Below are 19579 nucleotides of genomic sequence, written 5' to 3'. Positions count from 1 at the left end.
CAATCGGAACTGGGAGGAAGGAATATGAAAAAGCGTATCCTGGCAATCACTGTGCTGCTCTGTTTTGCGCTTTCGCTGAGCGCCTGCGGGCAGCAACCCGCCGCGACAGCCCCCTCCGCCGCTGCCGCGCCCACGGACGGCGCGGCGGCCGATCCTGGAGATGATTTTCACATCACGATCAAATTCAGCGGCGCTTCCGCGGCCACGAATCCCGACATGATGATGCTTGACGAGATGTGCAAACGGGTCACCGAACGGACGGACGGCCACATCACGATGGAGATGTACCCGAATAACGAGCTCGGTTCGCTGGCCGACATCGCGGAGATGATCCAGCAGGGCGTGCCGATGATGACCAACTGCAGCTCGGACTTTTTGGCGGACTACTGCCCCGACCATGCGGCGCTTAACGGCGCCTACCTCTACGATAGCTGGGAGGACATGCAGGTCATCGCCAAATCCGACTGGTACGCGGGGCTCAAGGGGCAGCTGGACGACAGCAACATCCATGTGATGTTCTTCGGCTGGAACGGCGGCCACCGCCACATGATCAGCACCTTCCCGATCCGGACCCCGCAGGACCTCGTGGGAAAAAACGCGCGCGTGTCCGGCGGGCTGATGTTCGTCGAGATGTATAAGGCGTTCGGCTCTTCGCCGATCACCCTGCCCTTCAACGAGACCTACCAGGGCCTTCAGCAGGGAATCATCGACATCGTCGAGGCTCCCACCTACACGCTGCTTTCGAGCAGCCTCAACGAGGTCGGCCCCTACCTGACGCTGACCAGCCATATCATCTGCGCCGACGTTGTCATCATGAGCACCGACGTCTACAACAGCATTCCCGAGCAGTACCGCGCGATCCTGGACGAAGAGGTCAACGCGACCTGCCTTGCCTACAACGCGACGGTCGACGGCAACGAGGAGGAGGCGCTGGAGACCTTCCGCGATTACGGCACGACGATCATCGAGCTGTCCGACGAGGAACGTCAGGCGTTCGCGGACGCCTGCAAGGATATGTACACCAATATCCAGAGCTTTTCTCCCGACATCTACAATACAATCCGCTCGATTATCGAGGCGGGCTGACGGGGATCTATGTGTGTGTCCGCCGGCGGCGCGGGTCTGCGCCGCCGGCGGGCGGGAAAAGATTGTGAGAGGGGGCCGTGACCGGCATGGAAAAGGCCAGGGGCAGGCTGCGCTGGCTGGCGGACAACTGGGTGCTGCTGATCGCGGGGCTCGCGCTGGCGGGTGCCTGCACCACCACCTTTGTCAATGTCATCGTACGCTATTTTTTCACCAAATTCGTCCTGGTGGGCGCGGAGGAACTGACGACGCTGTTCGTCTCCTGGACGATCTTTGTCGGGGCGGCCGCCGGATATAAGGCGAAGATGATGTTCGGGATCGACGTACTGGTCAACCTCTTTCCCAAGTCGGCCCAGCGGGTGATCGGCGTCTTTGTCGATCTGGTGGTGCTAGTCACGTCCGCCTATGTGGCCTACCTCAGCTGGAACTTTTCCAACGCGGCGTGGATCAGGACGACGTCGAACCTGTCGATCCCCTATTTCTGGCTGGACATCCCCATCTGCATCGGCTTTGGAATGATCGCGTTCTACACGCTGACCGACCTGATCCGGCGGTCGGCCGCCGTCCTTCGAAGGGACGCGGCGGCGGACGGACCGGGCGAGACGAAAGGAGGCGGACGGGAATGAGCATGGGCGCGCTGCCGGTCTACCTGATGTTTGCTCTGTTCCTGCTGGGCGTTCCGGTCGCGATCGCGCTGATCGCCTGCGTTCTGCCCTATTTTTTATTCATCAACCCGACGATGCCGCCGCAGATGGTCCTGCAGCGGCTGGTCGCACAGGTGGAATCCAGCTCGCTTTGGGCGGTGCCCTTTTTCATCACGGCGGGCGCGGTGCTCAACTACGCCGGCGTGACCAAGCGGCTGATGAACCTCTGCGAGGGGATCGTTGGCCACCTGCCGGGCGCGCTCGGGCAGGTCAACGTTCTGCTCTCCGCACTGATGGGAGGGATCTCCGGCTCGGCGGCGTCCGACGCGGCGACCGAGTGTAAAATCCTTGTCCCGGAGATGCTGGAGCGCGGTTATGACAAGGATTTCAGCGCGGCGGTGACCGCGGCCTCGTCGATGATCACCCCGATCATTCCGCCCGGCATCGGGCTCATCCTCTTCGCCTTTGTTGCGAATGTGTCGGTGGGAAGGATGTTCCTGGCCGGATGGATCCCGGGGATCATCATGACCGTAGGGATGATGATGCTCGTACATATGATCGCCAAGCGGCGCGGCTACGTCCCCACCCGCACAAGGCCCGCGAAGGGGAAAGAGCTCCTGCTGCTGGTCAAGGACGCGGGCTGGGCGCTCGTGCTGCCGCTGGTCATCATCATGGCGATCCGCATCGGCATCGTCACCGCCTCCGAGTGCGGCGCGCTGTGCGTCTTTTACGCGCTGTTCGTCGGCGTCTTCATCCATAGGGAGCTCAAAATGGAGCACATCTGGCCGATCCTCAAGGATGCCGTCACCGGAACGGCCACCGTGCTGGTCATCATGTGCGCGGCGAACGTCCTGAGCTTCTACCTGAGCTATGAACGTCTGCCCCACCGCATCACCGAATACCTGACCACCGTCCAGTTCAACCGCGTCACCTTCCTGTTGATGGTAGACCTGATCTTCGTACTGCTGGGCCTCTTCATGGAGGGGGGCGCGGCGATCATCATCATGGTGCCGCTGCTGCTCGGGACGGCGCAGGCGCTGGGCATCGACATGATCCATTTCGGGCTGCTGATCGTCTTTATCACCCAGATCGGCGCGGTGACGCCGCCCTTCGGCATGGTGATCTTTCTGGTCTCCCCGCTGCTGGATATCCCGATATCGCGGCTGTCCAAGGCGCTGCTCCCCTTCATCGGGCTGCTGATCTTCTGCATGCTGCTCTTTACTTTCATTCCCGTGCTCTCGACCTGGCTTCCAACCCTTGTGTATGGATAAGCGGGACCGGGAGCTGCCGCGGGGTTTCGCTGTCGGGCGGGACCCCGCTTTTTGCAATTGCCGGCGCGCGGACAAATATTTGGGCGGCGTGCGGGAACTGCTAAGGTCAGGAACCCAGATACAAGGAGGACTGGTACCAGATGCCGAATACGATCACGGAGCTCGCAAGGAGGGCACATGTTTCTCCCGCGACCGTCTCCCGCGTCTTCAGCGGGCAGGGATATGTCAGCGAGAGCACCCGGGCGGAAATCCTGCGGATCGCGAAGGAACTGAACTATGCCCCCAAAAAGTATAAAAAGCGGAATCCGGCCTCCTCGGGCGGCAACGTGATCGGTATGGTGATTCCTGACATCCGCAACAGCTTTTATACCGAGATCATCCGGGCGATCGAGGAGACGCTCGACAAAAAGGGGTACGAGCTCTTCGTCTGCGACTCCAACGAGGATTCGCGCAAGGAGATCCGCTGTCTGGCCGCGCTGCGCCAGAAGCAGATCGGGGGCCTGATCATCACGCCGGTGTCCGACGTGGTGGAATACAACGCCGATTTCCTGATGGAGATGAACCACGTGGGGATCCCGGTGGTCCTTTTGGACCGGGATCTGCGCGGCGGCGGGCTGGACGGGGTCTTCCTGGACAACTTCAAGGGCTCCTACCAGGCGACGCAGGTGCTGGTGAACCAGGGACATACCCACATCGCGATGATCTGCGGACCGACCACCTCGAAGACGGGGCTTGAACGGCTGAACGGCTATCTGGAGGCCCTGCGGGAGAACCAGATCCCCATCCGGGAGGAGTACATCCTCTACGGCGACTTCATGGCCCCCAGCGCCTACGCGCTGACCAAAAAGCTCCTCAAAACCCAAAAGCGCGTCACGGCGATCCTGACCGCGAACAGCCGCATGTCGGTGGGGAGCCTCAAGGCGATCGCGGAATGCGGGATGAGCGTGGGGGAGGACATCGCGTTCATGTCCTACGGGCGCGCCGACTTTTTTGAGATGAGCGGGTCGCGAATTTCCGCCGTTTCGCAGCCGGTGCAGCAGATCGGGGAGGAGTGCTCGAAGATCCTGCTCGAGCGGATCGCGTCGGGAAAGCGGGCCCGCAACGCCCCGCGTAAGCAGATCATCCTGGCGTCCGAGCTGCTCCTGTACGGTTCGGAACGGTACCCTTCCAACCGGACAAGATAGCGCGCAAAACTCCCCGCGGCGATTGTCGCCGCGGGGAGTTTTACGGTGATCACACCGCGCTGATTGTAAACCAAAGAGAATATAATGGTTTACAATCATGGGAATCCATGCTATACTGACCGGGACAGGGGGGATATGATGTCGCTCAAAGAGGAACTGCTCCGCTATCTGGAGGAGCACAGGGAGGCGCCCGTCTCGGGACAGCTGCTCGCGGAAAGGCTTTCAGTGTCCCGCGCGGCGGTCTGGAAGGCGGTGAAGAGCCTCGAGGAGGAAGGCCACCGCATCACGGCGGCCACCAACCGGGGCTACCAGCTCGAGGCGGCCAGCGACGTGCTGACCGCGCAGGGGGTGCGGTACCATCTGCGCCCCGCGTACCGGGACTGCGCCGTTCTGGTGGAGCGGCGGGTCGGCTCGACCAACACGCAGGTCAAAAAGCTGGCGGCGGACGGGGCGGGCGGGCGGACAATCCTGCTGGCCGACGAACAGACGGCGGGCAGGGGACGGATGGGACGCGGGTTCTATTCCCCGGCGCTGACGGGCGTCTACATGAGCCTTCTGCTGCGGCCAGAAACGGACAGCGCGCAGCTCCCGATCATCACCGTCGCGGCGGCAGCGGCCGTCTGCGAGGCGATCGAGGCGCTGACCGGGCTGGAAACGCAGGTCAAATGGGTAAACGACGTGCTGGTCGGCGGCAGGAAGGTCTGCGGCATCCTCACCGAGGCGGTCAGCGACTTTGAGAGCGGCCGGACCGAAAGCGTGATCGTCGGCATTGGCGTCAACGTCAAGACGCCGCCCGCCCTTTTCCCGGCGGAGCTGCGGGAGATCGCGGGCTCGCTGCTGCCCGCGAGCGTCTCACGCAACCGGCTGGCCGCCGAGATCGCCAACCGGCTGTTCGACTACGCCGCCGACCTGCCGGGACGGGCATATCTCGAGCCCTACCGGCGGCGTCTGATGGTATTGGGAAAGCGCGTCCGTTTTTACCGGGAGGGCGCGTGGCAAAGCGGAAGGGCGGTCGGGCTCGACGGCGACGGCTGCCTCGAGGTCGAAACCCCGTCGGGCGCGGTCCTGCTGCGCGCCGGGGAGATCAGGATGGAGGGGGAACCCATATGACAACGACCGTGAAGACCCGCGGGATCGTGCTGTGCGGGCTCTTTTCCGCCCTCATCGCGATCGGGGCGTTTTTGCAGGTGCCGGTCCCGTTCATGGATTACTTCACCTTGCAGTTCCTGTTCGTCACGCTGGCGGGGATGCTGCTCGGCTCCCGGCGGGGGAGCCTTGCCGTGGCGGTCTATGTGGCCGTCGGGCTGGCCGGTATCCCGGTGTTCGCGGCGGGCGGCGGCATCCAGTACGTCTTCCGCCCGAGCTTTGGCTACCTGCTCGGGTTCATCGCCGCCGCGTGGCTCACCGGACGGATTTGCGAGCGGACCGGCGCGGGACGGTTCGGGCAGTTTTTGCCCGCCGCCTTCGCGGGGATGGCGGTCACCTATGCGGTCGGCTTCCTCTATAAATTTCTGATTCTCAATTACTATCTCGGCCAGACGACCCCGTTCGCGGTCGTCCTCCTCTCCGCGTTTCCGCTCGATCTGCCGGGCGACGCGGTACTGTGCGTCGTTGCCTCGGGGCTTGCCGGACGATTGCGGGCCGCGCTGGGAAAGGAGCATTTGCTGTGATTACAAAGCTGAAGGAACGGATTTTAGCGGGCGGGGCCGTCTCCCGCAAGGAGGTGCTGCGCCTCGCGTGCGAGGCGGATTTGGAGCCGCTCTGCAGGGCGGCGGATGACATCCGCCGCCAAATGTGCGGCAACCGGTTCGACCTCTGTGCGATCATCAACGGAAAGTGCGGGCGCTGCTCGGAGGACTGCAAATACTGCGCGCAGTCGGCCCGCTACCCGGCGGAGGTGGAGAGCTACCCGCTGCTCGGCGCGGAACCGATCGCCCGGCGGGCGCGGTCCGACTGCGAACGGGGCGTGCTGCGCTTTTCGGTCGTGACCTCGGGGCGGACGCTCACGGAGGGGGAGACGGACGCGGCCTGCGAAGTGTACCGGGAGATCGGCGCACGGTGCGGGATTGCCTGCTGCGCCTCCCACGGGCTGCTGGATTACGATCAGCTCGTGCGGCTGCGCGAGGCGGGTGTGACCCGCTACCACTGCAATCTGGAGACCTCCCGCAGGAACTTCCCGAACATCTGCACCACCCACACCTACGACGAAAAATGCGCGGTCATCCGGAACGCGCGGCGCGCCGGGCTGGAGGTGTGCAGCGGCGGGATCATCGGCATGGGCGAGACGATGGAGGACCGCGTCGACCTGGCGATCGAGCTGCGGGAGCTGAGGGTGCGCTCGGTGCCCGTCAACCTGCTCAACCCCATCAGGGGCACGCCCTTTGAGGACCGGCCGGTGCTGCCGCCGGAGGAGCTGCTGCGGACGGTGGCGGTCTTCCGCTTCCTGCTGCCCGGCGCCGCGCTGCGGCTGGCCGGGGGGCGGGGCCTGCTGCCCGACAGGGGCAGGGCGGCGTTCTGTTCTGGCGCGAACGCCGCCATCACCGGCGACATGTTGACCACCGCGGGCGTCACCGTCGAAACCGACCTCGCGCTGGTGCGAGGCCTCGGATATGAGGTGACGCGGCTATGAGGGAGGGCGTTTTTGTCACCGGCACCGGCACCGACGTGGGCAAGACCTACGTCTCGGCGCTGCTGGTCAAGACCCTGCGGGAGCAGGGCCGCAGCGCCGGATATTTTAAGCCCGCGCTCAGCGGCGCCCGCCGGCGGGACGGCGCGCTCATCCCCGGCGACGCGGAGGAGGTCTGCCGCATGTCGGGGCTGCCCGGCCCGCCGGAGCAGTATGTGGCGTACCTCTACGAGCAGGCGGTGTCGCCCCATCTCGCGGCGCGGCTGGAGGGCCCGCCGATCACGCGGGAGCGGATCATGGAGCGGTTTTCGCAGGTCGCCGCGCGGTTTGACTATCTCGTCGCGGAGGGGTGCGGGGGCCTTTTCTGCCCGCTCTGCACCGAGGGGGAGCAGCTGCTGCTCGGCGACGTGGCCGCGATGCTCGGACTGCCGCTCGTGATTGTCTCGCCGTCGGGGCTCGGAGCGATCAACGCAGCGGTGCTCACGGCGGAATACGCCGCGAAGCTGGGGCTCCCCGTCCTGGCGGTCGTGATGAACGGCTTTGAGGAGGGGAACCCGCTGCACGAGGACAACCGGGTCCAGATCGGGCGGTTCACCGGGCTTCGGACGATCTGCGCCGCGCGGGACGCCGGGACGATCGGGCTGCCCTGAGGGCGGACGGTAAAACAATATAAAAGGGCGGGAGCCGGGGCCATTTGGCCCCGGCTCCCGCCGCAAGGAGAATAATTGTCAGTGGTCGGCAAATGAAACGCGGCTCAGAGAGCCTCCGGCCAGACGGTGAAGCTGCCGTCGAGCTTGACCTCGATCATATATGGGCCGCCGCTTTTGCGGGCGGCCTCCATGGCGGCGGGGATCTGGCTGGCTTTGGTGACGATGCAGCCGTCGAAGCCGAAGGCTTTGGCGACGCTGAGGTAGTCGTAGTCGGGGAACTCCACGCCGATGTAGCGGCCCTCGCCCATCTTGAAGAGCTCCTCCTGTTTGATGTTGCCGAAAGCGGAGTCGTTCACGAGCAGCACGGTGACCGCGAGCTTTTCCCGCGCGATGCTCTCGAGCTCGCCCAGCGTCATGCCCAGCGAGCCGTCGCCGATGAGCGCGACGACCTCCCGGTCGGGCGAGGCCTCCTTGCAGCCGAGCGCCGCGCCCAGCGCGAATCCCATGTTGCCGTAGTTGACCGGCTTCATGTAGGCGGTGCCCTTCGGGAAGGTGGTGTAGTGGGTCCACGCGCCGGGGTTGCCCGCGTCCACGCAGAAGACGGTGTTTTCCCGCAGGGACTTTTCCAGCTCCCTCTGGAGCGCGATGGGCGGCACTGGGGTACGCTCGGTATCGGCGATGGGGCCGGAAAGCAGCGCTTCCTTCCACGCGGCCTTGCGGGAGAACATCTCGTCCCGGAATTCCGGCGTGCCCGCGAAACCTTTGAGCGCGGCGAGCAGCTTTTGCAGCGACGCCTTGGCGTCGCCCACGACACCCGCCGCCACCGGGTACTGGCGGCCGATCTGCTCGGGAAGGATGTCGAACTGGACGACGTTTTTGGGGGCGATTGACCAGCGGTTGGTGCTGATGGCGGTGAGGGAGGAGCCGACCAGGATAACGCAGTCGGCCTCCTCAATGCACGCCTGTGTGACCTGTGTGCCGTGGCGGGAACGGGCCCCCAGGAAATTCTCAAACGATTCGTCCACCGCGCACATGGCGTTGTAGGTGCAGACGATGGGCGCGCAGAGCTGTTTGGAGAGACGCGTCACCTCGTCGGCGGCGTGGGACAGCTTAACGCCGTTGCCGATCCAGAGCATCGGCTTTTTGCTCGCGCGGATGACCCGCGCGGCCGCCTCAATGGCTTCGTCGCTCGCGACGCTGTCGGGGCGCACGCAGTAGCCGGCCGGGTCTGCCGGGACGTAGGGGGCCTTTTGGTTCTCGATGACGTCGCGGTAGAGGTCCACCACCACCGGGCCCGGGCGGCCGGTCTTGGCGGTGCGGTAGGCTTCGCGCATCGCCCAGGGCAGTACGGAGATGTCGCGGACGGGGATGTATTTTTTGCAGATGCTGCCGAAGAGCAGCTCGTGGTCGCTCTCCTGCGCGTCGCCCCGGCCCGCGTCGGCAAGCCGGTTCTGGAAGACCAGCGCGATGACCGGGCTGGAATCCCGCAGGGCCCCGCCCAGGCCGGTGATCAGGTTGGTGGCGCCGGGGCCGGTTGTGGCGAGGCAGATGCCCGGCTCGCCGGTCAGCCGGCCCCAGCCGTCCGCCGCGGTGGCAGCGCCGTTCTCATGGCGGGTATGGACAAAGCGCATGCCCGGAACGTCCTGAATGGGATCGGTGACATAGAGGGTCTGCCCGCCGGGGACCCCGAATACCACTTTTGCGCCAAACTCTTCCATCACTTTGACGACCAGCTGGCCGCCTGTAAATTGTTCGCTCATGCCAGTTCCTCCTCCATGCAGGATCGCAGTTATTTAATACAATAATAATACTATTTTAGCGAATGAATGTCAATTGTATTTATTTTATTTTTGTAATCTTTGGTAAAAGGGCAAAAAATAATATTCCGGTTAACGGAAATAATATAATAAAAATACAATTTAAATAATTCTATAGAGCTCCGCTGTCATAAAGGGCTGCCATCGCTTCGTGGTCCGCGAGAAAACGGAGATAGAGCGCGTCGTACCGGGCCGCGGGCTGGGGGCGCGGCGCGAATTCGGCCTCGACGCCAGGTCGGGGCAGCTCGGAGAGGCCGGCCCCCGCCGCCTGCATGGCCAGCATGCACGCCCCGGCAAGGGAGGCCTCCTTGACCGCCGTCCGGAAGACGGGCAGGCCCAGTACGTCCGCCTTCATCTGGAGCCATACGTCGCTGGCCGCGCCGCCGCCGATGGCGAGCACCCGCCGGACGGACAGGCCGTTTTCCCGCACGAGGTCGAGGATGCGCCGGTTGGCATAGCAGTTGGCCTCCATCATCGCCCGGTGGAGATGCTCCGCCCGGTGGCAGGGGCGCAACCCCCGCACCGTCCCTTCCACCGCAGGACGCCAGAAGGGGGTGCGTTCCCCCGCGAGCGTGGGCAGGAAGGTGACCCCCTCGCTGCCCGGCGGGACTGCCTCGGCCAGTGCGTCCAGTTCCGAAAGCGGACGGCTTCCGCCCAGCAGGTCACGGGAAAACCAGTCGAGCGCGCCGCCGTACATGCCCATCGGCCCGCCGATGAGCCAGCGCCCCGCCGCGACATGGGGATTTACGAGCAGACGCCGGGTGCGGTCCTCGCAAGGGTGCGCCTGCACAGCGAAAAAGACGTCGGTGGTTCCCATCACGCTCACGACGTCCCCCTCCTCCAGGCCGCCCGCGCCGAGAATCCCGGTGGAGCCGTCGACGCTCCCCACCGCGACCGGCGGGGCCTGTGAGAGCCCCAGTTCGCGGCAGAGGGCGGGGGAGAGGGGCGCGAGCGCCGCGCCGGGGACGGAGAGGGGCGGCAGCTTATCCCGTTCGAGCCCGAGGGCTTCAAGGGCACGGACGCTCCAGCGGCCAGCCCCCACATCGTACAGCAGGGTATAGGCCGCCGTGGTGGCGTCCGTGGCGAACGCGCCCGTCAGCTTGCCGTTGATAAAATCCTTCAGGGAGAGGAAGGCCGTCGTCCGCCCGTAGGCTTCCGGGTCGCGGGCTTTCACCCGCGCGAGCTGGAAGCACCCCGACTCAGGGGCGGGGGCGCGGCGGCAGACCCGGTAGGCCTCCTCCGCGTCCCAAGGGGAGGCCGCGTACTCCTCCGGGCATGCATGCATGTAGGTGAAGCAGGGGGTGACGGCGTTTCCGCGCGCGTCCGTCCCCACCCAGCCGAGCAGGGCGGAGACCGCCACGCCCGCCAGGTCCCCTGCGCCGGAGGCCGCGGTCTTCATGAGTGCGTGCAGCAACGTCCACTCCGCCTCCGCGTCGAAGAGGGCGGGCACGGTGCGCCTGGCTGTCTCGAGCCGGAGGATGCGGAGGGTTTCATCGATGAGCGCCGCCCGGACCGAGCTGGTGCCCACGTCGAGGATCAAGTATTGTCTCATGGATGGTTTCCCTAACGGCGCAAGGTCATGGACAGTTTGTAGCGGTTGGCCACATAGAGGCTATCCGAATACTCGATGCACGCGCCGCTGTCGAGGAAGGTGGTGCGGCTGACTTGCAGCATGCAGGAGAGCTCCGCCAGTTCGAGCAGCGCGGCGACACGGTAGTCCGCCATGCGGGCCTGGATCTCCTGCACCGCGTCCAGGATCTTGAGGCCGTATTCCTTTTCAATGATCTCGTAGAGGGAGGTGTTCACCAGCTTCTGCACGTCCAGGTCGGGGCAGAGCCGCACCGGCAGGTAGAGCAGCTGGTAGCAGAGGGGCTTGCCGTTCGCGTAACGGAGCCGTTCGATCTTGTAAAGGCTCTCCTCGGGGGGGAGCTTCATCGCTTCGCCCACCTTCCCCTCGGCCCGCACAATTTCGCTGTCGAGGATAAAGGAGGAGCATTTGATGCCCGACGCCGAAAGCTGCTCCTTGAGCCCGCCCAGCCGGTTGAGGCTGCGGGGCACCGATTCGCACACGACGCGCGCGGTCTTACCGTGGCCGCGCTCGAGCACGCCCTCGTCGATCAGCTCCTTGATCGAGCGGCGGATCGTGACGCGGCTCGCCCCATACTCCTCACAGAGGCTGTTTTCGGTCGGGAGCACGTCCCCCGGGTGATAGACGCCGGTATGCACCTTGTTCTTGATGTCTTCTTTGATCGTGAAATACAACGGACGCTTGGTTGCCTGCGCTTCCATCCTCATCGCTCCTGTCTCTTGCGGATTCGCCTGTCCCCGGTAATACAAAAGGGGAAGATCGTATTGTATTGTCCGTGGGGATATCATATTTCAATTATACCATATTTTCGGGGATTTCCCATACAAAACTGGGGCGGGAAGGAAACTTCCGGCGGCCTGGCGCGGGAGGGTCAGGACTTCCCGAGGAAGATGCCGTTGGGGTCCGCCTGCTCGCGCAGGATGAGCAGCTCCTCGTCGGTCGGTTCGGGCGTCGTGGGGATGTCGTCCGCGATGTTGGGGATGGAAAAGCCGGTGCTGTCGATGACGTCCTGTTTGGAGACGCCCGGATGGATCGATTTGAGGTGGATGATCCCCTCCTCGTCGAAGGAGAAGATGCATTTCGGCGTGTAGATGTATTTCGGCCCCCCGCCGGTGAAGCCGAGCTTCCTGCGGCCCTCAGCCCCGCCCGGCCAGCCCACGCCGGAGATGTAATCCACCTTCTCGACGAAGCTGCGGCGCTCGTGGTTCGGCATCATGATGTATTCCCGGCCGAAGCAGGAGAAGTGCTCGGGCAGGAAGATCGGCCCCACCAGCTCCACCTTGGGATGGCGCACATTGCCGATGCAGGTGCTGTTGAGGTTGCCCTCCCGGTCCACCTGCACGCCGCTGCCAAAGCCAAAGCTGATATCCCCCGCCCGGTGGTGCCACTGTTCCGGCCAGCCGGGCATCTGCGCCTCGCTGGGCAGATCGACGAGCACCTGCTCGTACTCCGATTCGGGCAGGGTGTGCAGTTTAGCGATGTCGGGGTTGAAGTAGACCCCCGACAACAGGATAGTCAGGTTGGGGGCGTGGGTGCGCTGGGCCAGCTCCATGGCGGCCATCGGGATGCAGGTGATGTAGGTGGTGGCGGCCTTGCCGGTGGCAAGGCCGGTGAAGCCGACCTCGCCGTCCTCGATTGTGTGGGCCAGGTCGACCGCCAAAAGCTCTTCCAACGTATAGCGTCCGCTCATCGATACCCACTCCTTTCCAGCGCCTTCACCTGCTCGGTCCCCACGAGCTCCAGATACTGTGCGAAGCTGCTGACGCCGTAGACGTATTTGTCGAGATATTCCCGGAAGCCCTCCTCGGTCTGGCAGGCGTCCGCGTAGAGCTGCAGATGCAGTTCGTCGGTCGCGACCACGTCGAGGTCCATCGTCGGGTGGCTCCCGTGGGGCACGTGGGTGACCGACAGAGTGCGGAAGGAGGGCACGGTGGTGCTCTGTGGGCTGCGCATGATCTCCTCGGTGTCCACGAGGTGCTCCACCGTGGCGATCACCCGCTTGCAAGCCCGCGAAACGGTGATGTCCACCGACTGCGGGTTCATGCGGCGGGGCTGGGTCTGGAGATTGCCCCATTTGTCCCCCTTCCACATGTGGATGAGCGCCACGTCGGGGTCCGCCGCGGGCACTGCCCACATCTGCCGCCCGGTGATCGGGTCGGGGAAGGGGATGATTTTATCGTTGTACTTCACGATGTCGCTGCCTCCCAGCAGGTAGGTGGGCCAGAAGGAGAGGCCCTCCTGACTGGCGCGGAAGCGGTCCCAGCTGATGAGCTCGGGATAGTGGGTGATTTTGAGGACGCCCGCCTGCGCGGCGCGGCGGAAATTCTTCGCGAGGCCGAACTTTTCAAGCCCCATGTAGCTGGTCTCCACCGCGTCGACGCAGCCCGCGCCGACCAACATGTCCACCTCGATCGAGTTGGCCACGCCGACGATGGTGAGGTGCCGCAGCCCCGCCCGGATGATCTCGTGGGTCAGTGCCATGGCCTTGTTGTAAACGGCAAAGCCGCCGAACGCGACCCGGTCGCCGTCGTGAATCTGCTTCACGGCGTCCGGCAGGCCGCAAAGTTTTACAGTGCGTTCCGCCAAAATGTTCACTCCTTCCTGTCAGGTTCTCCGCCCAGCCAGTCCCGCAGGACCTCTTCGGTGTGCTGGCCCAGCGTGGGCGCGGGACGACTCAGGTCGAGCTCACTCTCCGAAAAATCGAAGGGCGCGCCCATCATCGTCATCTCCCCCATGACCGGGTGGCAAAGCTTCACGAGCTTACCCCGGTGGCGGAGCTGGGGATTTTCCGCCACGTCCCGGAGGTTCTCCACCTTGGCGGAGACGATGCCCGCCGCGTCGAGGATCTTCCGCAGCTCGTCCAGCTCGTGGGAGGCCACCCACCCGGCGACGATCTCCTCGATCTCGGCTGCGTGCTCGAAGCGGACCTCCTGCTTGGCGAACCGTTCGTCCTCCAGCAGCCATTCCATTTCCATGGCCTTCACGAGCCGTAAAAAGTGGGACTGGTTGCCGGCGATGATCATCAGCACTTCGCCGTCCTTCGTCTTAAAACAGTTGCCCGGCGCGGTGTAGCGGTCCCGGTTGCCGACGCGGCCGGTGACATGGCCGGTGGCGCAGTAGTCGGGTATGCCGGTCAGCAGCAGGGAGGCGGCGCATTCGAGCAGAGAGAGCCTGATATGCTGGCCTCGGCCGGTCGAATGGCGCACATGCAGCGCGGAGAGCGCCGCGACCGCCGCGTAGAGGGCGGTCGCGTAGTCGACCGCGTAGGTGCCGTACATCATCGGCATGCCGTCCGGCTCGCCGGTGATCGACATCAGCCCGCTCATCGCCTGCACCGCCGCGTCGAAGCCGGGCTTGTCCCGGTAGGGCCCGTCCGCTCCGAAGCCGGTGATGCTCACCATGATGAGGCCGGGGTTGTGTTTTTTCAGTTCCTCGTAGTCGAGCCCCATCTTTTCGATGGTGCCCGCCTTGAAGTTCTCGATCAGCACGTCGGCCGTACAGGCCAGCCGGAAGAGTTTTTCCCGGCCCTCGCCGCTGCGGAAGTCGAGCTCGATGCCGCGCTTGTTCCGGTTGACGGCGAAGGTGTAGAGGCTCTCCCCCTTCACAAAGGGGGGCAGCACACGGGTGTCGTCTCCGCTGCCCGCCTTTTCCGCCTTCACGACGTCGGCGCCGAGGTCGCCCAGCACCATGCCGCAGTAGGGCCCGGAGATGAAGCGGGAGAGGTCGAGGACCCGGATCCCTTCGAGAGGTGCGTTCATAGGTTTATCCCTTCTTTGTATCGTTTTGGCGCTCGCTACATCATGTTGGGCGCAAAGGTCTGCGGAATCCACAGCACGATCTGCGGCACGAAGATGATCAGCAGGATGATCGCGACCACCGCCGCGGTAAAGACGAGCGTGGGCTTCATGACCTTTTGGAGCGGGGTGTGGCCGATCTTGCAGGCCAGCAGCAGGCAAAGGCCGAAGGGCGGCGTGATGAGCCCCAGCGAGAGGGTGACCACGACGACGACGCCCATGTGGATCATGTTGACGCCCAGCGCCATGCCGATCGGCGCGAGGATGGGGGCGAGCATGATGATGGCGGGGGTCGCGTCCATGAAGCAGCCGACGATCATGAAGATGACAAAGGTGATGAGCAGGAAGGGCAGCTCGCTGTCCGCGACGGAAAGCACCATCCCCTTGACCGCGTCGGGCACATGGTAGACCGACATCATATAGCTGAACACCATCGCGATGCCGATGCACATGGTTGTCGCGGAGGTGAGGGCGGCGGTCTTCTTCACGGCGCCCCACAGCGCCTTCAGCGTGAGGGAGCGGTAGCAGGCCGCGAGGATCAGCGAATAGACGCAGGCGACGACCGCCGCCTCGGTGGGGGTGAAGAACCCGGCGGTGATGCCGCCGATCAGGATGATGGGGGTGCCCAGCGGGGGCAGCGCCACCCAGATGGTGTGCAGGGCCTTTTTGATCCCCATCTTCGCCTCGCGCGGATAGCCGTATTTGAGCGCGTAGACGTAGGAGATGAGCATCATCACGAGCCCGATGATCACGCCGGCGGAGAGCCCCGCCAGAAAGAGCGCGCCCACTGAGATGCCGACAGTGGCGGCGTAAATGACCGCGATGATGCTCGGCGGGATGATCTCGCCCAGCGTGGAGGAGGCGGCCGTGACGGCGATCGTAAAGTCGGGGGCGTAGCCCTTCTTGATCATGGCGGGGATGAGGATGCCGCCGATGCCCGCCGTATCGGCGGAGGAGGAGCCGGAGATCCCGGCGAAGATCATGCTGACGAGCACGTTCACATGCGCGATGCCGCCCCGGATGCGTCCGACGATCGCATAGCAGCATTGGACGAGCTTATCCGTGATGCCCGAAATGTTCATGATCTCGGCGGTCAGGATAAAGAGCGGGATGGCCAGCGTGGTGAACCCGCTGAGTCCCGAAAAGGTCCGCTGGACCAGGACGAGCGGGGTCTGGCGGAAGGTGTTGAGCAGCACGACGATCGAGGAAAATCCGATCGCGTAGGGCACGGGGACCGACAGGAAGATCAGTCCCAGCATGAGCAGCAGGAGCAGCAGAGCCATGGGTTCCATTAGTCCAGACCTCCTTCCGTGTCGCGGGCGACCTCAGCGGGAGGAATGACGCCCAGGTGTTCAAGCAGCATTTCAAAGGCAAAAAAGACGGTCAGCGCCCCGCCGATGGGGTACGCGATGTAGACGAAGATAAAGGGCAGATGGGCGGCCACGGAGGTTTTCCCCAGACCGGACTGCACGAAGCGTACGCCGTATAGCAGGAAGACCGCCCCGACCGCCAGCACCATCAGGTCGATCATGCAGAGGAAAACCCTCTTGTATTTGACCTTGTCTATGAAGAGCGGGATCACGAAATGTTCGCCGCGGCGCACCATCAGGGGCGCGCCCACCATGGTGAGCCACATGAAACAGTAGACGGCGATCTCCTGGGTCCAGGTGCTGGTGACCTTGAGGATATCGCGGCAGACGACCTGCACGAGCACGCAGAAGATGATCCCGATCAGGAAGACCGCCGCGGTAACCTCCGCGCAGCTTTGCAGCTTGTGTGAAACTTTATGCAAGGTAACCCCTCCTTTGCAGTGGGAAGAATTCGGGCAGGGCCCGGGACGTCCGTCCGGAGCCCCGCCCAAGAGATTCCAGTTTCAGGCGGTCAGTACTGCTGGACCTTGTCGAGCAGCTCCGTCAGGCCGTACTGCTCGCAGAACTCCTTGCGGACCGATTCCGTCGCGTCGATCCACGCCTGCTTGTCCGTCAGCTCGCAGACCTGGGCGCCGTCGCCGAGCATCTCTTCGAGGTCGCTGGCGGAGTTGGCGCGCTCGCTGGTGACGAATTCATCCGCGGCCGCCTGTCCGCACTCCTTCAGGATCGCCTGCTGCTCCCCGGTGAGCTTGGCCCACTGGTCCGCGCCGATGTAGAGCGGATGGCAGTTGATCTGGTGCTCGGTCTCGATGATGTAGGGGCAGCACTCGTACCACTTCTGGGTGATGAGGGTGGACATTTCGTTCTCCGCCGCTTCGGCGACGCCGGTCTGCAGGGCGGAATAGGTCTCAGAATAGGCGATCACGGTGGGCAGCAGGCCGAGCGCCTTCCAGGTGGCGACGACGATGTCCGACTGCTGCACGCGCATGGTGATGCCGGCCGCGTCGCCCAGCGTCTTGATCTCCTTGTCCGCGATGAGGTTGCGTGTAGCGCCCGAACCGTTGCCGAGGACCACGATGTTGCCCTTCTCCTCAAGGATCTGGTTGAGCTGCGCGATGTCGCCGCCGTGGACGAACTGGTCGCGGGCCTCGGGGCTCGAGAAGACGTAGGGAAGCGCCACGAAGCCCCACTCAGGCACGTTGGCGCTCACCGCGCCGTCGCCCGACCAGACGATGTCGACGCTGCCGGTCTGCACGGCCTCCCACAGCTCGTTTTCATTGCCGAGGGTTCCGTCGGTAAAGACGTCGATCTCAATGGAGCCGCCGGATTTTTCCTTGACCATTTCGGCAAAGGATTTGCTGGCCTGGGCGCAGGCGGTGTTGGAGGAGACTTCGATGGCCATGATCAGCTTGACGGGTTCCGCCGCGTCGCCGGCCTGCGGCGCGGACGGGTCCGCGGCGGGCGCGGAGGGGGTGTCGGACGGGCTGGAACCGCATCCTGCCAACGAGGCAAAACACAAAGACAAAGTTAATACAATCGCGAGTACCTTTTTCATAACAGAGACTCCTTTTCCTTATTTTTGCGAGATTATATTCAATTTTTCGATATTGTTATAATATCATTTAATACAATAAGATGTCAATTATAGATTGCTATTAAAATTCTTGTATTATTTTGTTCATAATGAACATGCGTGAAAAAATCCCATCCCGCGGGCGCGGGATGGCATAAGGGGGGGCAATGAGATTCGCCGCAAAAATAGAAAAGGCCCCGCCCATCAGGGCGGGGCCTTTTCGCGGTTCAGTCCCATTGGTATTCGGCGGCGGAAATGATCTTGATGGGGACCCCGTCGACCGACTCCGTTCCCACCGAGATCAGCTGGCTCGTTCCGGTCCCGGCGACCCAGCCGTTTTTGATCTGGTAGCCCGTGACCGTCACCTGGTCCGACACATTCACATCCTTCAGCGGGTCGGAGATGTAAACCTTGTATTCGTTGTTGTTGACCTTATAGATCCGAAAATCGAAATCCGTGGAGATCTTTAGGGATGCGGCGAGACGCTCCTTGATATCATCGCCGAAATTTGGCCCGGTGGAATTGAGGGTGTTTCCCGGACGTTTTTCGAAGTAGCTCTCTATGGCCAGCTGGAGCAGGTCGAGGACGTTCTTGTTATCGGAGTTGATCGTCTCCACCGCCGTCATCCCGTGCTTGGAGCAGCGGACCTTGATATCGCCGCTGGCGCCGACAGTAACGTTGTAAAAGCCTCCTGAGGGGCAGATCCCGCGATAACCGGAAGAAGTGGGGTCGGCGCCCATGGAATCCTTCATGATCGTGTCGATCACATCCGGAGTGAGCGTCCGATTCTCGACGACCTCATAAAATTCGAGCGTTCGGGTGGCCGTGGTGAGGTTTGCCATGCAGGCGGTTTTCCGGGCGGACTCCAAAAAGGAGGAGAACAAGGGGGCGGTGAGGGCCAGGAGCACGCCGATGATGGCGATGACGACCACCATCTCGATCAGGGTAAAGCCTCGCCGATGTTTTGTTTGCACAGGTCTCACCGCCTCAAATTTTCCGTAAAACAATCATTTATTGTTATTATATGACTTCCGGCCCGATTTGTAAAGCGGCGGACAGCTGATGACAGTTCTGGCCAAAGGCTGCCGAAAAATTTTTTTATGTTCGGGAAAGTTGCATTTTTTTGCACATTTGCTCCATTTATGTGGTACGGGTGGAAAGGACTTTTGGAGAGTCCTTCGATCAATGCGGAAAGGCGGGATGCGATGCGGGGACTTGAAGTATCGGGAGCGGCGGCATGGGACCGGACGTTGACCGGGCTGCTCGAGGACCTTCCGGAGATGCGCCGGAAGCTGCGTGGGGAGCTTATGGAACTTGCCGGAAAGGAAATGGAGAACAAAGGGACCAATCTGCGTAGTTCCTTCGAGGCGGAAGCGGTCTGGCTGGCGGAACAGTTCGTGGAAAAGTTCGCAAAAAAACTGGAGGGTGAGGAATGACGACACAGCTTGCAGTCATGGACGCGATCCAGGCTCTGGCGGCCAAAGTCCTGCCCGAGCTCAAGAGAATCTATACCGACCTTGTTCCCGCCGACTTCCTGCGACCCTGCCTGCTGGTGCAGCCGGTCACGACCACGCGGGAGGACGCGGCGCAGAATCTAGAGCATGTCACGGACTTCTACACGGGGCCGCGGAATAACGCAAAAATGCCGCCCTTTGGCGGCACAGGTGAAAGGAGCTGCTACATATGAAAATCAACTGGACAGTCCGAATCAAGAACCCGCTCTGGTGGGCGCAGATGGCCTGCGCCGTCGTCCTGCCCATCCTCGCGTACTTCGGCCTCGCGTGGGAGGACATGACGACATGGGCGTCGATCGGTGACGTGCTCCTGCGCGCGGTACAGAATCCCGTTGTCGTGGTGGCGGTGATCGTGAGCGTCTTCAACTGCATCACCGACCCGACCACTTCGGGCGTGGGTGACAGCAACCGGGCCATGGGCTACGAGACGCCACACAAGGACATCCCGAACACGGGGAGGTAGGC

General features: G+C 63.2%; 21 protein-coding genes. 11 read left to right on the top strand and 10 right to left on the bottom strand.

The features are described 5' to 3' along the window. Positions 1-24 precede the first annotated feature (24 nt). The 8 genes from C1A13_RS11055 (at position 25) to bioD (ending at position 7458) form a co-directional block, all read left to right on the top strand. Complete coding sequence (locus tag C1A13_RS11055) at positions 25-1086, top strand: TRAP transporter substrate-binding protein (RefSeq protein ID WP_101551960.1); 1062 nt, start codon at positions 25-27, stop codon at positions 1084-1086. An 86-nt stretch (positions 1087-1172) separates the two neighbouring features. Continuing rightward, entirely contained in the window at positions 1173-1709 is a 537-nt protein-coding gene (locus C1A13_RS11050) for a TRAP transporter small permease (RefSeq protein ID WP_101551958.1), read from the top strand. After that, positions 1706-2998 (top strand): TRAP transporter large permease, encoded by a 1293-nt coding sequence (locus C1A13_RS11045; RefSeq protein WP_199724021.1) that lies wholly within the window; start codon positions 1706-1708, stop codon positions 2996-2998. Before C1A13_RS11050 ends, C1A13_RS11045 begins: the two co-directional genes overlap by 4 nt. Before the next feature lie 140 nt (positions 2999-3138). Further along, entirely contained in the window at positions 3139-4182 is a 1044-nt protein-coding gene (locus tag C1A13_RS11040) for a LacI family DNA-binding transcriptional regulator (RefSeq protein WP_101551956.1), read from the top strand. A 138-nt stretch (positions 4183-4320) separates the two neighbouring features. After that, positions 4321-5292 carry a biotin--[acetyl-CoA-carboxylase] ligase gene (locus tag C1A13_RS11035; protein ID WP_158595592.1) on the top strand — a complete coding sequence of 324 codons (972 nt, stop codon included), beginning with the start codon at positions 4321-4323 and terminating at the stop codon, positions 5290-5292. Next, positions 5289-5852, top strand: a complete 564-nt coding sequence (locus tag C1A13_RS11030; protein ID WP_101551952.1) for a biotin transporter BioY — start codon at positions 5289-5291, stop codon at positions 5850-5852. The genes C1A13_RS11035 and C1A13_RS11030 overlap by 4 nt, the downstream gene beginning before the upstream one ends. Continuing rightward, positions 5849-6811, top strand: a complete 963-nt coding sequence (bioB, locus tag C1A13_RS11025; protein WP_101551951.1) for a biotin synthase BioB — start codon at positions 5849-5851, stop codon at positions 6809-6811. The genes C1A13_RS11030 and bioB overlap by 4 nt, the downstream gene beginning before the upstream one ends. After that, on the top strand, positions 6808-7458 hold the full coding sequence (gene bioD / locus C1A13_RS11020; protein ID WP_101551949.1) for a dethiobiotin synthase: 651 nt from the start codon (positions 6808-6810) through the stop codon (positions 7456-7458). The genes bioB and bioD overlap by 4 nt, the downstream gene beginning before the upstream one ends. Positions 7459-7562: 104 nt before the next feature. Here bioD and C1A13_RS11015 read toward each other — a convergent pair whose 3' ends face one another. From C1A13_RS11015 to C1A13_RS10970, 10 genes are all read right to left on the bottom strand, one after another. Beyond that, positions 7563-9218, bottom strand: coding sequence for a thiamine pyrophosphate-binding protein (locus tag C1A13_RS11015; protein ID WP_101551947.1), 1656 nt, complete (start codon positions 9216-9218; stop codon positions 7563-7565). 169 nt (positions 9219-9387) lie between these two features. Next, complete coding sequence (locus C1A13_RS11010; protein WP_101551945.1) at positions 9388-10827, bottom strand: xylulokinase; 1440 nt, start codon at positions 10825-10827, stop codon at positions 9388-9390. 11 nt (positions 10828-10838) lie between these two features. Next, a complete protein-coding gene (locus C1A13_RS11005) occupies positions 10839-11564 on the bottom strand; it encodes a GntR family transcriptional regulator (protein ID WP_172439262.1) in 726 nt (241 codons plus the stop codon). Positions 11565-11734: 170 nt separating this feature from the next. Continuing rightward, positions 11735-12553 carry a hypothetical protein gene (locus tag C1A13_RS11000; RefSeq protein WP_101551940.1) on the bottom strand — a complete coding sequence of 273 codons (819 nt, stop codon included), beginning with the start codon at positions 12551-12553 and terminating at the stop codon, positions 11735-11737. Further along, complete coding sequence (locus C1A13_RS10995; protein WP_172439261.1) at positions 12550-13449, bottom strand: CoA transferase subunit A; 900 nt, start codon at positions 13447-13449, stop codon at positions 12550-12552. Before C1A13_RS10995 ends, C1A13_RS11000 begins: the two co-directional genes overlap by 4 nt. Before the next feature lie 5 nt (positions 13450-13454). Continuing rightward, positions 13455-14621 carry a CaiB/BaiF CoA transferase family protein gene (locus C1A13_RS10990; protein ID WP_101551935.1) on the bottom strand — a complete coding sequence of 389 codons (1167 nt, stop codon included), beginning with the start codon at positions 14619-14621 and terminating at the stop codon, positions 13455-13457. Between the two features lie 35 nt (positions 14622-14656). Further along, on the bottom strand, positions 14657-15949 hold the full coding sequence (locus tag C1A13_RS10985) for a TRAP transporter large permease (protein ID WP_207654191.1): 1293 nt from the start codon (positions 15947-15949) through the stop codon (positions 14657-14659). Further along, positions 15949-16449, bottom strand: a complete 501-nt coding sequence (locus C1A13_RS10980) for a TRAP transporter small permease (RefSeq protein ID WP_172439260.1) — start codon at positions 16447-16449, stop codon at positions 15949-15951. The genes C1A13_RS10985 and C1A13_RS10980 overlap by 1 nt, the downstream gene beginning before the upstream one ends. An 89-nt stretch (positions 16450-16538) precedes the next feature. Further along, a complete protein-coding gene (locus tag C1A13_RS10975; protein ID WP_101551931.1) occupies positions 16539-17582 on the bottom strand; it encodes a TRAP transporter substrate-binding protein in 1044 nt (347 codons plus the stop codon). Positions 17583-17827: 245 nt separating this feature from the next. Then, positions 17828-18574 carry a type II secretion system protein gene (locus C1A13_RS10970; protein ID WP_172439259.1) on the bottom strand — a complete coding sequence of 249 codons (747 nt, stop codon included), beginning with the start codon at positions 18572-18574 and terminating at the stop codon, positions 17828-17830. 231 nt (positions 18575-18805) lie between these two features. Between C1A13_RS10970 and C1A13_RS10965 the strand changes: the two genes are divergently transcribed. The 3 genes from C1A13_RS10965 to C1A13_RS10955 are packed head-to-tail and all read left to right on the top strand — an operon-like array spanning position 18806 to position 19577. Beyond that, the gene (locus tag C1A13_RS10965) at positions 18806-19036 is read left to right on the top strand and encodes a hypothetical protein (protein WP_146021718.1); all 231 of its coding nucleotides are present in this window, start codon (positions 18806-18808) and stop codon (positions 19034-19036) included. Beyond that, entirely contained in the window at positions 19033-19287 is a 255-nt protein-coding gene (locus C1A13_RS10960; RefSeq protein ID WP_101551926.1) for a hypothetical protein, read from the top strand. The genes C1A13_RS10965 and C1A13_RS10960 overlap by 4 nt, the downstream gene beginning before the upstream one ends. Continuing rightward, positions 19284-19577 carry a phage holin gene (locus tag C1A13_RS10955; RefSeq protein WP_101551924.1) on the top strand — a complete coding sequence of 98 codons (294 nt, stop codon included), beginning with the start codon at positions 19284-19286 and terminating at the stop codon, positions 19575-19577. The genes C1A13_RS10960 and C1A13_RS10955 overlap by 4 nt, the downstream gene beginning before the upstream one ends. The last annotated feature ends 2 nt before the right edge of the window (positions 19578-19579 follow it).

This window comes from Anaerotruncus massiliensis (ex Togo et al. 2026), from assembly GCF_900199635.1.
Taxonomy (GTDB): Bacteria; Bacillota; Clostridia; order Oscillospirales; family Ruminococcaceae; genus Anaerotruncus; species Anaerotruncus massiliensis.
This window is presented reverse-complemented; position numbering and strand designations above follow the sequence as displayed.